We start from the raw sequence: 13,483 nt of genomic DNA, 5'->3' as shown, positions 1-13,483 counted from the left end.
GTACCTGGATGAACAGAGAAGCAGCGGACGGCGCGCTCAGACGGCGCCGTATTGCCCGGCCGCCTCGCCCAGCCAGCGGCGAATCAAGGGCTCCGCGGCCTGCGGGGCCTCGCTGAGGATGGCATCGGCCAGCGTGGTGGTCGGAGCGATCAGGTCACTGTCACGCTCGAGATCGGCGATCTTCATCCCCGCCAGCCCCGTCTGACGCGTGCCCAGCACTTCGCCGGGTCCGCGTAGCTCCAGGTCCTTCTCGGCGATCCTGAAGCCATCGGTGGTCTCGCGCATCACCGCCAGGCGCTGCTTGGAGTGCTGCGACAGCGGCGGATGATAGAGCAGCACACAGAAGCTCTCGGTGCTGCCACGCCCGACACGGCCACGCAGCTGGTGCAGCTGCGACAGGCCGAGACGCTCGGGATTGTCGATCACCATCAGGCTGGCATTCGGCACATCGACCCCGACCTCGATCACCGTGGTCGCCACCAGCAGGTCATGCTCGCCGTCCTTGAACGCCGCCATCACCTCGGCCTTCTCGGCCGCCTTCATGCGGCCATGGACCAGGCCGATGGACAGCTCCGGCAGCGCCTCGGTCAGCTCGTCACGCGTCACCTCGGCGGCCTGGCAGGTCATCACCTCGGATTCCTCGATCAGCGTACACACCCAATAGGCCTGACGACCCTCGGAGCAGGCGGCGCGGATGCGCTCGACCACCTCGGGGCGGCGCGGGTCGGCCACCGCGACGGTCTGCACCGGGGTGCGCCCCGGCGGCAGCTCATCGATCACCGACAGGTCGAGGTCGGCGTAGGCGCTCATCGCCAGGGTGCGCGGAATCGGCGTCGCGGTCATGATCAGCTGGTGCGGTGTCAGGCCACCGGCTTCCCCCTTCGCCCGCAATGCGAGGCGCTGATGCACGCCGAAACGGTGCTGCTCATCGACGATCGCCAGCCCCAGGCGCTGGAAGGTCACATCGGCCTGAAACAGCGCATGAGTGCCGACCACCATGCGGGCCCGGCCATCGGCGATGGCGGCCTTGGCATCCAGCCGCGCCTTGCCCTTGAGCTTGCCGGCCAGCCACGCCACCTCGATGCCCAATGGCTCCAGCCATTCACGGAAGTTGCGATAGTGCTGCTCGGCGAGAATCTCGGTAGGCGCCATCAAGGCGGCCTGACAGCCGCCGCCGATCGCGATCAGCGCCGCCAGTGCGGCGACCACCGTCTTGCCCGAGCCCACATCGCCCTGCACCAGACGCAGCATCGGCACTTCGCGCGCCAGGTCGCGGCGCACATCTTCCAGCACGCGATGCTGGGCGCCGGTCAGCGAGAAGGGCAGCTGGGCGAGAAAGCGCGTGCTGAGGCCGCCACTGGCGCTCAGCGAGGGCGCGCCATCCTGCTGGATACGCGCGCGCACCTGACGCAGGCTCAGCTGGTGGGCGAGCAATTCTTCCTGGGCGAGGCGGCGCTGACTCGGGTGCACGCCGTCGCTCATCTGATCGACCGGCGCATCCGGCGGTGGCTCGTGCAGAAAGCGCAGGCACTCGATCACGCCGGGCAGGCGAAAGCGCGTGCGCAGCGCCTCGGGGATCAGATCCGGCAGCTCATGGGGTGTTTCCTCGAGCTGCTTGAGCGCCTGGGCGATCAGGGCACGCAGGCGTGCCTGATTGAGGCCTTCGGTGGCCGGATAGATGGGCGTGAGGTGGTCTTCCACCGGCGCGGCACCCTGGCCGAGCAGGCGGTATTCCGGATGGTAGATCTCGAGACCGGTGGCCCCGGCGCGTGCCTCGCCGAAGCAGCGCACGCTGTGGCCACGCTGGAATTGCTGCTGCTGGGCGGGGGAGAAGTGGAAGAAGCGCAGGCTGAGGATGCCGCTGCCATCGCGCAGGCGCACCAGCAGACTGCGGCGACGGCCCTTGACGATGTCACAGGCTGTCACCTCGCCTTCGACCACCGCCTCCATGCCGCTCTTGAGCGTGCCGATGGGCGTGACGCGGGTCCGGTCCTGATAGCGCAGCGGCAGATGGAACAGCAGGTCTGCGACGCGCTCCAGCCCGAGGCGCGACAGCTTCTCGCTCAGAGCGGGGCCGACGCCGCTCAGGCTGTCCAGCGGTTGGGCCAGCGCGCCGGTGGCGAAGACACCGGCGCTGGCGGGCCCGGCAGATGAGGCTTCCGTGCCCGCCCTGCTCATGCCGGTTCGTGGCTCTGGGAAGCGGAGCCCTGCATGCCGTTCTCGTTGCTCTGGCGCGCACGATTGGAGCACTCGGCGATCGCCTGGCTGATCACGTCGATGGCCTTGGGGCGCGGGAAGCTGGCACGCCATGCCAGCGCCACGCTGCGGCTGGGTGCCGGGTCCTTGAAGGGACGCGTCTCGAGCACGCCGCTCTCGTAATGACCGGTACCGGTCGCCGAGTAGGGCAGCACGGTGATACCGAGGCCGGAGGCGACCATGTGGCGGATGGTTTCCAGCGAGCCGCCTTCGGCGATCAGCGTATTCTCGGGGTTGTTGATCTGGTTGCCGATGGCCGGGCAGGCCTCGAGAATCTGATCACGGAAGCAGTGGCCCTCGCCGAGCATCAGCAGACGCTCGTTGATCAGCTGCTCCTTGGCGATGCTGTCCTGCTCGAGCAGAGGGTGGCCGGCCGGCAGCAGGACTTCGAAGGGCTCTTCGTAGAGGATCTTCGTCAGCACGTCGGTCTCGGTGAACGGCAGCGCGACGATGATCACGTCCAGCTCGCCATTGCGCAGCTTGCGACGCAGGTCGCCGGTCATGCCTTCCTCGATGTAGAGCGGCATCTTCGGCGCACGCCGCGTCAGTTCCGGCACCAGGTGCGGGAAAAGATACGGTCCAATGGTATAGATGGCGCCGATGCGCAACGGGCTGGAGAGCTGATCCTTGCCGGAATTGGCCAGTTCCTTGATCACGCTGGACTGCTCCAGAACGCGCTGAGCCTGCTGAACGATCTTCTCGCCGAGCGGTGTGACCTGTACGGTGGACTTGGAACGCTCGAACAGTGCGACTCCCAGCTCTTCCTCAAGCTTCTTGACGGCCACCGACAGGGTGGGCTGCGAGACGAAGCAGCGCTCTGCGGCGCGTCCGAAATGACGCTCCTGGGCCAAGGTTACGATGTAGCGGAGTTCTGTTAGAGTCATGATTCCTGCCCGGAACTGGCATCCTGGGATGCGGTGGGTACCGATTCGTTTTACCAAGGAGCACGGCAAAGGTGAAGAAGACGAGTCTCATCCTCGGTTGTGGCGACGTTGGCAGCGCGCTGGCGCGCGAACTGCTCAAGGCCGGTCAGCACGTCATTGGTGTCAGGCGCGATGTGTCCAAGCTCGCGGATCTCGGCATCGAGACGCTGGCCTTGGACATCACTGCCGAAGGTGCACTGGCCAGCTTGCCAGATGCCGACACGGTGGTACATGTGCTGAGCGCCGACCGTTTCGACGAAGAGGCCTATCGCGCCGCTTACGTCGACGGCATTCGGGCGCTGGTGACGGAGCTCGAGTCGCGCGCCAAGCCGCCGACCCGCGTGCTGTTCGTGTCCTCGACCTCGGTTTACGCCCAGAAGGATGGCGAGGAAGTCGACGAGCAGTCGCCCACCGATGCCACCAGTTTCTCGGGTCAGTTGATGCGCGAAGGCGAGCAGGCACTGCTCGATTCCTCGCTCAACGGCACCGTGGTGCGTTTCTCCGGCATCTACGGGCCGGGCCGCGACATGCTGATCCGCCAGGCGCGTGATGGTCGCATCGCCGCCAGCAACCCGCCACTCTTCTCCAACCGCATCCACCGTGACGACTGCGCGGGCGTGCTGGCACACCTGATCGCGCTGAGCCTCGAGGGCAAGCCGGTCGAGCCGATCTATCTGGCCACCGACTGTGACGGCGCACCGCTGCACGAAGTGATGGCCTGGTTGGCGCGTCAGCTCAAGGTCGAGTCCACAGAGGTGATCCAATCACCGCTGCGGCGGCGTTCCAGCAAGCGCTGCGGCAATGCCCTGTTGCTCGAGAGCGGCTACACCTTCCGTTACCCGACCTTCCGCGAGGGCTATGCCGAGGTGCTCAAGGAGCACGGCGTGACGGTGCCGAAGAGCGAATTGTCGGGCCGCTGATCGTCGCCGCTTTCACTTATCCACATCCGGTTGTTCATCGAGCTGTCTGACCGGGTGTGGATAAGTTGCTCGCCGAGACTGGCTGACGAGCGGCCAGTTATTGAGTGACGCAGTGCCCAGGCGAAGCGCCAACTGACAGTGCCCGCCCCGGAATCCCGGGGCGGGCACTGTCGTCTCTGCGTCAGCAACTTCTCGCGGGTGACCTGCCATCGTCAGTGAGCGGGTGCTCAGTCACCGATGACCATCACGCCTTCGGCTTCGAAGGCCACGCCCTTGGGCAGCGCCTTGACGCCGACCGCGGCACGCGCCGGGAAGGGCGCGGTGAAGAACTCTTCCATCACCGCGTTGACGCGCGCGAAGTCGTCCAGGTCGGTCAGGTAGAGGTTGAGCTTGACGATGTCGCCCAGGCTGCCGGCGGCTTCTTCGCACACGGCATTCAGGTTGGTGAAGACCTGACGCGCCTGTGCCTCGATACCGCCTTCGACGACTTCCATCGTCTGCGGGTCCAGCGGAATCTGGCCGGACAGATAGACGGTGTTGCCCGCCTTGATCGCCTGGGAATACGGACCGATGGCAGCAGGGGCCTTGTCGGTGTTGATGATCGCGCGATTGCTCATGACATGCTCCTTGTGACTGCGCTCAAGCCTTGCCGGTTGCGAGTGTTGTGCGGTGGCGGCCTTCAGCAGCGGGTTGCGATTGTGGTTATAGGGCCTCGCCGTCCACGGCGAGTTCGGTCGCGGTCAAGGTCCTGCACTGCAGTCAGCCTTGACCGCGACACGGGTGTTCAGAAGAACGTGTCCGATGGCCGCTCTGCGGCAGCCTTGAAAACAAAAACCGCGCCGCCCGCCAGTGGCGGACGACGCGGCCAGTACGGTAGATCAGCTGAGGACGCGGGTGATTCGCTCCACGTGCAACAGGTTGCGCATGCGCTTGATGATGCGCGCCAGATGAATGCGATCACGCACGGCCAGCGTCAGATTGACGATGGCCAGATGGGCGTCGCGTTCCTCGATACCGATGCGCTCGATATTGGCTTCGGCATCGGTGACCAGTTCTGCAAGCTCGGCGATCAGGCCGCGCTGGGTCTGTGCCTCGATACGCAGCGCCACCGTGAAGTCGCCTTCGACCTGATCGGCCCAGGTCAGCGGGAAGACGCGTTCCGGGTCGCTGGCCAGTTCGGTGATGTTGCTGCATTCCTGACGATGGACCACCAGCCCCTTGCCGGCCGACAGATGGCCCATGATCGGCTCGCCGGGCAGCGGGTGACAGCAGCGCGCATAGCTGGTGACCATGCTGTTGCCACCGCTGACCTGCATCGGGCTGTTGCCGCTGTTCTCCGCCTGGACATTGCCGTCCTTGGCCGAGAACTTGGGCTGCTGCGCCGTGGTGCTGGTCGTGTCGCTCAGAAGGCTCTGGGCGACGCTGTAGGCGGCGCGGGTGCCGAGTCCGATGGACTCGAGCAGGTCATCACGTCCGCCTTCCAGCTCCAGCTCCGCGGCCAGCGTATCGAGACGCCTGGGCGGCAGTTGCTCGAGGGAAGAGTCCAGCCCGGAGAGCGCCTTGTTGAGCAGACGCTGGCCCAGGGTCACGGATTCGCTGCGCTGCTGATGTTTGAGGTAATGGCGCACGGCAGAGCGCGCCTTGGCCGTGGTGACGAAGTTGAGCCACGCCAGATTGGGCTTGGCGCCCGGCGCGGTGATGACTTCGACGGTCTGGCCACTCTCCAGCGGCGAGGATAGCGGTGCCAGATGACGATCGATGCGGCAGGCGATACAGCTGTTGCCGACATCGGTGTGCACCGCATAGGCAAAATCGACCGCCGTCGCACCGCGCGGCAATTCCATGATGTCGCCCTTGGGGGTGAACACGTAGGTATCGTCGGGGAAGAGGTCGTTCTTGACGTGCTCGATGAACTCGAGCGAGTTGCCGGCATGGCGCTGCATCTCGAGCAGACCCCGCACCCATTCGCGGGCACGCGCATGGCTGCCGGCGCCGATGGGACGGTCGGTCTGGCCGGCCTTGTACAGCCAGTGCGCCGCGATGCCGTTGTTGGCCATCGCTTCCATCTCGCGGGTACGGATCTGTACCTCGATGGGCATGCCGTTCATGCCGAACAGCGTGGTGTGCAGACTCTGGTAGCCGTTGGCCTTGGGGATCGCGATGTAATCCTTGAAGCGACCCGGCACCGGCTTGTAGAGATTGTGCACCACGCCGAGGATGCGATAGCAGCTGTCCACGTCATCGGTGATGATGCGGAAGCCGAACACGTCCATCAATTCATTGAAGGGCTTCTGCTGGTCACGCATCTTGCGATAGATGGACAGCAGATGCTTCTGACGACCGATCACCGAGCCGGGCAGCTGATCGCGCTCCAGCGCGTTCTGCAGGCTGGCCTGGATCTCGCGCATCAGGGTACGACGATTGCCACGCGCGGCGGTGACGGCACGCTTGATGCGTTCGGAGCGCATCGGGTGCAGCGCCTGGAAGGAGAGGTCTTCCAGCTCGACGCGGATGGTGTTGATACCAAGACGGTTGGCGACGCGGGCGTAGATCTCGAGCGTCTCACGGGCGATGCGACGCTTCTTCTCGGGGCGCAGGGCGCCGAGGGTACGCATGTTGTGGAGACGGTCGGCCAGCTTGACGATGATGACGCGGATGTCCTGGGACATCGCCAGCACCATCTTCTGGAAATTCTCGGCCTGGGCGACGGCCTTGTCCTCGAAGGTGATCTGGGTCAGCTTCGAGACGCCATCCACCAGCAGGGCGACGGGTTCGCCGAACTGGCCTGCCAGTGCCTCGAAGGTCACGCTGGTGTCTTCGATGACATCGTGCAGCATGGCGGCCATCAGACTCTGATGGTCCATGTGCATGTTGGCGAGAATGTTCGCCACCGCCAGCGGGTGGGTCACATAGGGCTCACCGGAACGCCGGCGCTGGCCATCGTGGGCCTGCTCGGCGTAATAGAAGGCGCGCCTAACCTGACGGATCTCTTCCTCGGGAAGATAACCGCCCAGGCGGTCTGCCAGGTCATCGATCGTGAACATTCAGCGGCCTTGGCTCAGAGTGATTCCGGGCCCGCACCCCGTGCTCCGGCCACGAGGGCGGGAGTGGCAGAGGTGCGGAAGCACACATGCAGTCGGCAGGTTGAGCGTGGGCTCAGTCTTCGATCTGCGGCATTACCGGCTTGCGCTGGATCGGAGCTTCGACCGGCTCGTTCAGGATGTCACGACCGACCAGACCGGCCGCCACTTCGCGCAGGGCGAGGACGGTGGGCTTGTCGTTTTCCCACGGCAGTTGGGCGTTGCGGCTGCCGCGTGACAGCTGACGGGCACGACGAGTGGAGATCATCACCAGCTGGAAGCGGTTGTCGACGTTCTCGAGGCAATCTTCTACGGTTACGCGAGCCATGGCGGTGCACCTATCAATAGCGGGATATTCGGGGTTCGCTGTCGGCGTGTAATCAGCGCAGAGTGCCGCGACCGCTAGGGGTCACTTACCCTGATCATCTGACAGTATCTCGCACACGACGCAAGCACAATGCCGCTGAGCCGGCCCGCCAGGGGCGAGACGGCTCAGCGGCCAATGATTCTGAAAGGGAATCGAGTCTACTCGACGCCGTTGTTGCATGACAAGTCAGGCGCGATCAACTCCTTCGCCTGGCGCGTCTGTCGGCGGCGTACGCGACCACAGCGCGCATGATCAGGACGAAAGCCGGCAAGTCCTGCCCGACTGTCAGGCTGTCCGAACTGCTGTCAGAACGGCCGGCCGCGCGGCTGACTGAGCGTCTGAGCGAGCAGCGGGATTCCCGCCACCGTCATCAGTCGGCCAGCAGGGAATCGAGCAGTGCCGCGTGGCGATGCTGCACGCGCGGCAGACGCGCACGCTGGGCATTGACGAGTCCGCACAGCTCGTCGAGTGCCTGCTCGAAGTCATCATTGATGACGATCAGGTCGTATTCGTCGTAGTGGGACATCTCGCTGACCGCATCGCGCATGCGACGCGCGATCACGTCTTCGCCATCGGTACCACGGCCGGACAGACGCTCGAGCAGCGCTTCACGTGACGGCGGCAGGATGAAGATGGAGACGGCTTCCGGCACCTGGGCGCGCACTTGCTGGGCGCCTTGCCAATCGATCTCGAGGATGACGTCCTCGCCCTTGCTCAGGCGAGCTTCGACCGCCGGACGCGAGGTGCCATAGAAGTTGTCGAAGACCTGGGCGTGCTCGAAGAAGTCGCCCTGCTCGATCATGGTCTTGAAGTGATCGACATCCACGAAGTGGTAGTTGACGGCATCCTGCTCGCCCGGGCGCTGGCCGCGGGTGGTGTGCGAGACGGACACGCCGATACCGTCCATGCGCTCCAGCAGTGCCTTGACCAGGGTGGTCTTGCCGGCGCCGGACGGCGCGGAAATGATGTAGAGCGTGCCACGTGCGTTGCTGGCCGCCGAGGAAGATGCTGAAGAAGTCGAAGACATGGAAGTGATCCGCTTGCTGTCGCTGAATCGCGGTATTATCGCATAATCCACCCCGTTTCCGCTGCACGCGCGCGTGACAGTCCCGTGATGCAATGTTGCAGCTCGGGCATCACAGTTGTCGTCGCGAAGTGGCTGGGTTGGCGTGGCGTTATCTGCAACAATGGTCGTATATTTCAGTTATCACTCAAGCGTCGGCCAGTTCTCGAGCCGGCCTGGGGGCTTGAAGGGACACAGGGTTTGCCGCCGCCTCGCCACGCTGGCCTGAGCTTGCGCACTCCCGTGATTCCCATCGCGCCTTGCCAGACGCGTACATAAGTCGATAGAGCAGCGCCAGACGTGCCGCAGGCCTCCGCCAGAGAGGCCGCGCACGAGCGCATCACCCGTTACCTGTCCCGCGCGCCATTCATTCCCGCCTTCCGGCTGATGATGAATGGCGCGCGGTCTTTTGCCCTGCGTAGCGCCAGCCATGCGCGGGCAATGTCAGCCGTGGCCTGCCCCTGACAGCGGCGCCACGGCTGAGTACGGCCACGGGTGATACCCCCTTTTCAAGTTTCAGGAGACCCGGACATGTCTGCCTCCCCCGTTGCGCGCCATCCGCGCATCGCCGAACTGGCGCTGGCGCTCGGTGCCTTTGCCATTGGCACTACCGAATTCGTGATCATGGGCCTGATGCCCAACATCGCGGCGGACTTCAATGTGTCCTCGCAGCAGGTCGGCTACGCCATCAGTGCTTATGCGATGGGCGTGGTGGTCGGTGCGCCCCTGATCTCGGCGCTGGGCGCACGCCTGCCGCGTCGCGGGCTGCTGATCGGCCTGATGCTGCTGTTCGCGGTCAGCAACGTGGCCAGCCTGCTGGCACCGTCGCTGACCAGCTTTGCCGCGCTGCGCTTCATCGCCGGCCTGCCGCATGGTGTCTATCTGGGCGTCGCGGCCCTGGTGGCGGCGGATGCTGCCCCCGCCGGCGAGCGCGGGCGGGCCGTCGGTCGCGTGATGATGGGCCTGACGGTGGCGATTCTGATCGGGGCGCCAGCGGCGACCTGGTTCGGCAGCCTGTTCGGTTGGCATTCCGCCTTTCTCGTCGTCGGTCTGCTGGCGCTGGCCACGGCGGTGCTGGTGCGCGGCTTCGTGCCCTATCAGGCCGGCAATCAGGACGCGACCCCGCTCACCGAGCTGGCGGCGCTGATCAAGCCGCGGGTGCTCTATACCCTCGGCATCGCCTGCATCGGTTTCGGTGGCATGTTCAGTGTCTACAGCTATGCGGTGGAGACGCTCAACGTCCAGGCCGGGCTGTCCCAGAATCTGGTGCCGATGGTGCTGGCCGTCTTCGGGGTGGGCACCATCATCGGCAACCTGATCGGTAGCCGTGCCGCGGACATCGACCTGATGCGCACCATTCCTGCCGTGCTGATCTGGAGCGCGCTGGTGCAGGGCGGCTTCTACTTCGCCGCCGATGGTGTCTGGAGCGGCATCCTGTTCGTCGGGCTGGTCGGTACCGGCATTGGCCTGGCACCGGCGCTGCAGATGCGCCTGATGGATGTGGCGGAAGACGCCCAGACCATGGCGGCGACGCTCAATCATGCGGCCTTCAACATCGCCAATGCGCTGGGCGCCTGGTGTGGCGGCATGGCCTTCGCCTATGGCCCGTCGCATTCCTCCATCGGCCTGGTCGGGGTGGCGATGGCCATCGCGGGCTTGATCGTCTTCCTGCTCGGTCAGCGTCATGAGCGCCGCGAGCTGCAGACGGCTTCTGCCTGATGTGGGCCTGAAGCGGGGCAAGCCCCCCCGTGAGTACAAGCCGAAACGCAAGACGCCGCCCTTCGGGGCGGCGTTTTGTGTTTCGGTGGCGGAAAGTCTGTGGAACGGCACCGGCACGTCAGCAACGGGGCATCGTCAGCGCTGCTGACGCGCGCGGGTCGGCGACATGCCGAAGTAATCGCGGAAGCAGTGGCTGAAGTGGGTGGTGCTGACGAAGCCGCAGGCCACGGTGACCTCGGTGATGCTGGCGTTGCCCTGTGTCAGCAGCTGGCGTGCCCGGGTCAGGCGCAGCTCCAGATAGTAGCGCGAGGGTGTGGTATCCAGATGGCGGGTGAACAGGCGCTCGATCTGGCGGCGTGACAGCGTCACGCAGTGTGAGATCTCGCTCATGCTCAAAGGCTCCTCGAGGTTGTTGCTCATCAGCTCGAGGATGGTGCGCAGTGCCTCCGGGTGCTGGCTGTCCGGCGCGGGCAGGGTCTGGTCCGGATGCCAGGGGCTGGGCGTCGCGGGGCGCTCGCAGGCGAGGATTTCCTCGACACTGCGCGCCAGGTCATCGCCGTGACGCTGGCGCATGGCTTCCAGCATCATGTTCAGGGCGCTGCCGGCGTTGGTGCAGCTGAAGCGCGCCGCTTCCACTACCAGCGGGGCGCGTGACAGCTCCAGCTGGGGGAATGACTCGCTGAACAGCGCCGCATTCTCGGGATGGATGGTGCAGCGATGGCCCGCCATCACGCCGGCGGCCGCCAGGAAGTAGCTGCCATTCCACAGGCTGCCGAGGCGACAGCCCTGGTGGTCGGCTCGCCGCAAGACCTCGCTCAGCAAGGGAATCTCGTCCAGCTGCACCCGGTAGCCGCCACACACGATGATCATGTCGATCTGCGCCTGCCCCAGCGACTCGAGCCCGGCGCTGGCCATGATGTCGATGCCCAGATCACTGCGCACGCTGCCCGCCGTCACCCCGAAGGTGTGAATGCGATAGAAGGGGATATCGCGGAGCAGATTGGCCGTGACCAGCACATCGAGGGCGCTGGTGAAGGCGGGCATCGAGAAATGCTCCAGGAGAATGAAAGCGACATTGAGCGGTGCGCTCTGGGCACAGGTCACGTCCTTGAGCAGATGCTGATTGCGACGCTTCATCGCGGGGGTGAAGTCGCGGCGACGGGGCGAGGTCATGGCTTGCGTTCGTTGCAGGGGCCGCGAGCGGCAGTGGATCGAAGGCGACCGGCAGGCTGGCCACCGTGAGACTCCATCCTCGCAGCTGCGCGCTCCCGCGGCGAGCCTCTCGCTGGCGGTTACGGGGTGGCAGGCATGTAATGAGGCTGTTGGCTTGATGATACGTCGCGTTACATGGGTGTAAAAACAATCACTTGTGTCATATTCGGCGCTTTCTCGCCTGTTAGACTGCCCCGTCACTCAGATCATGCCCCGAGGCTGACTAATGACGGATACCACCCGGACTGCCTTGTCCGGCTCCGCAACCCAAGCAGCTCCCCTTTCCGATCACGCCGCATCTCTTGCTGATCACACCACATCCTCTCCCGATCAAGCCGCAGCACTTCCTGATTCCGAGCTCACAGCGCTCAACAGCTCCCGCAGTCTGGACTGGCCGGTCTTCCTCCTCAGTGGAGGCGTGATGGCGCTGTTCGTCGCCGCCGCGCTCATCGACCTGAACGGCGTGTCGGCCCTGATCAATCACGCCTTCGACTTCTCGACCACCTACTTCGGTGCCTATTGGCAGGGCTTGATGATCGTGACCTTCCTCGTCGCCGTCGGCATGACCTTCGGGCGCACAGGGCGCGTGGTATTGGGCGGGTTGGCGACGCCTGACATCTCCACGCCGCGCTGGATGGCGACCATTCTGTGCACCCTGCTCGCCGGTGGTGGCGTGTTCTGGGCTGCCGCAGAGCCCATCGCGCACTTCGCCTCGCCGCCGCCCGTCTTCGGGCCGGAGGCACCGGTCGGCAATCTCGATGCCGCCTACAATGCGCTGGCGCAGAGCTTCATGCACTGGGGCTTTCTCGGCTGGGCGGTGCTGGGCAGTCTGACGGGCGTCGTCTTCATGCACCTGCACTATGAGAAGGGCTTGCCGCTCAAGCCACGCACCTTGCTCTATCCGCTGCTCGGAGAACGCGTGATGCGTGGGCCGATCGGCGCGCTGGTCGATGCCTGCTGCGTACTGGCCGTCATCGCGGGCACCGTGGGGCCGGTCGGGTTCCTCGGTATCCAGGTCAGTTACGGGCTCAATGCGCTGTTCGGCATTCCCGATACCTACGCGACGCAACTGGTGCTGCTGGCCATCCTGACCCTCGTCTACACCCTGTCCGCCGTCAGTGGCGTGATGCGTGGCATCCAGTTCCTGAGCAGTGCCAACGTGCTGATCGGCGGCGCGATGCTGTTCTTCATCGTGCTCTTCGGGCCGACCGAATTCCTGCTCAAGGCCTTCCCGCTGGGCATGGTCGACTACCTGGACAATATCGTGCCGATGGCGGTCTTCCGCGGCGACAGCGGCTGGCTGGATAGCTGGACGCTGTTCTTCTGGGGCTGGTTCATCGGCTTCGGTCCGCTGATGGCGATGCTGGTCGCACGTATCTCGCGGGGGCGTACCCTGCGCCAGATGGTGCTGTTGATCACCATCCTGTCGCCGCTCGCGACCTGTCTCTGGTTCACCATTCTCGGCGGCAGCGGCCTGGCCTTCGAGCTGGAAAACCCGGGCAGCGTCTCCGGCCCGTTCAGCGGCTTCAATCTGTCGGCGGCCTTGATCGCCATCACTCAGCAGCTGCCGTTCGGCTTCATCATGTCGGTGCTGTTCCTGATTCTGTCGGCGCTGTTCGTGGCCACGACCGGGGATTCGATGACCTACGCCATCTCGATGGTGATGAGTGGGCACGACAACCCGCCACGCAGCGTGCGTGTGTTCTGGAGCCTCATCATGGGGGTCGTGGCGGCGATCCTGATCTCGATGGGCAATGGCGGCATCAATGCGCTGCAATCCTTCATCGTGGTGACCGCGGTGCCTGTCTCGCTGGTGCTGTTGCCCAGTCTGTGGAATGCCCCACGTATCGCGCGGCAGATGGCGCGTGAGCAAGGGCTGTGACTGGCTGTGTCTAGTCCTGAAATAGGTTGACACTTTGGGAACTCAAAACGCTCGATGCACC

At 64.9% G+C, this 13,483-nt stretch carries 10 protein-coding genes; 3 read left to right on the top strand and 7 right to left on the bottom strand.

What is annotated here, in order from left to right; all coding sequences use genetic code 11:
* Window positions 1-36 precede the first annotated feature (36 nt).
* The gene (gene recG / locus QD208_RS08755; RefSeq protein ID WP_279836523.1) at window positions 37-2,178 is read right to left on the bottom strand and encodes an ATP-dependent DNA helicase RecG; all 2,142 of its coding nucleotides are present in this window, start codon (window positions 2,176-2,178) and stop codon (window positions 37-39) included.
* Window positions 2,175-3,140 (bottom strand): hydrogen peroxide-inducible genes activator, encoded by a 966-nt coding sequence (locus QD208_RS08750; protein WP_052384315.1) that lies wholly within the window; start codon window positions 3,138-3,140, stop codon window positions 2,175-2,177. Before QD208_RS08750 ends, recG begins: the two co-directional genes overlap by 4 nt.
* Window positions 3,141-3,211: 71 nt before the next feature.
* Here QD208_RS08750 and QD208_RS08745 point away from each other — a divergent pair, with 71 nt between their 5' ends.
* The gene (locus QD208_RS08745; RefSeq protein ID WP_279836522.1) at window positions 3,212-4,099 is read left to right on the top strand and encodes an SDR family oxidoreductase; all 888 of its coding nucleotides are present in this window, start codon (window positions 3,212-3,214) and stop codon (window positions 4,097-4,099) included.
* 227 nt (window positions 4,100-4,326) lie between these two features.
* Here the strand turns inward: QD208_RS08745 and QD208_RS08740 are convergent, their stop codons facing one another.
* The 4 genes from QD208_RS08740 to gmk form a co-directional block, all read right to left on the bottom strand.
* Window positions 4,327-4,716, bottom strand: a complete 390-nt coding sequence (locus QD208_RS08740; protein ID WP_043331752.1) for a RidA family protein — start codon at window positions 4,714-4,716, stop codon at window positions 4,327-4,329.
* Window positions 4,717-4,977: 261 nt separating this feature from the next.
* Window positions 4,978-7,143, bottom strand: a complete 2,166-nt coding sequence (locus QD208_RS08735) for a bifunctional (p)ppGpp synthetase/guanosine-3',5'-bis(diphosphate) 3'-pyrophosphohydrolase (RefSeq protein ID WP_279836521.1) — start codon at window positions 7,141-7,143, stop codon at window positions 4,978-4,980.
* Between the two features lie 112 nt (window positions 7,144-7,255).
* Window positions 7,256-7,507: a DNA-directed RNA polymerase subunit omega gene (rpoZ, locus tag QD208_RS08730; protein ID WP_043331755.1), complete on the bottom strand. Its 252-nt coding sequence runs from the start codon at window positions 7,505-7,507 to the stop codon at window positions 7,256-7,258.
* Window positions 7,508-7,916: 409 nt separating this feature from the next.
* Window positions 7,917-8,573 (bottom strand): guanylate kinase, encoded by a 657-nt coding sequence (gene gmk / locus QD208_RS08725; protein WP_052384319.1) that lies wholly within the window; start codon window positions 8,571-8,573, stop codon window positions 7,917-7,919.
* A 567-nt stretch (window positions 8,574-9,140) separates the two neighbouring features.
* Here gmk and QD208_RS08720 point away from each other — a divergent pair.
* Window positions 9,141-10,328, top strand: a complete 1,188-nt coding sequence (locus QD208_RS08720) for an MFS transporter (RefSeq protein ID WP_043331757.1) — start codon at window positions 9,141-9,143, stop codon at window positions 10,326-10,328.
* Between the two features lie 135 nt (window positions 10,329-10,463).
* Here the strand turns inward: QD208_RS08720 and QD208_RS08715 are convergent, their stop codons facing one another.
* Window positions 10,464-11,501 (bottom strand): GlxA family transcriptional regulator, encoded by a 1,038-nt coding sequence (locus tag QD208_RS08715; RefSeq protein WP_043331759.1) that lies wholly within the window; start codon window positions 11,499-11,501, stop codon window positions 10,464-10,466.
* 265 nt (window positions 11,502-11,766) lie between these two features.
* Here QD208_RS08715 and QD208_RS08710 point away from each other — a divergent pair, with 265 nt between their 5' ends.
* Window positions 11,767-13,422, top strand: coding sequence for a BCCT family transporter (locus QD208_RS08710; RefSeq protein ID WP_279836520.1), 1,656 nt, complete (start codon window positions 11,767-11,769; stop codon window positions 13,420-13,422).
* The last annotated feature ends 61 nt before the right edge of the window (window positions 13,423-13,483 follow it).

The sequence above is a fragment of the Cobetia sp. 29-18-1 genome, from assembly GCF_029846405.1.
GTDB lineage: Bacteria > Pseudomonadota > Gammaproteobacteria > Pseudomonadales > Halomonadaceae > Cobetia > Cobetia amphilecti.
This window is presented reverse-complemented; position numbering and strand designations above follow the sequence as displayed.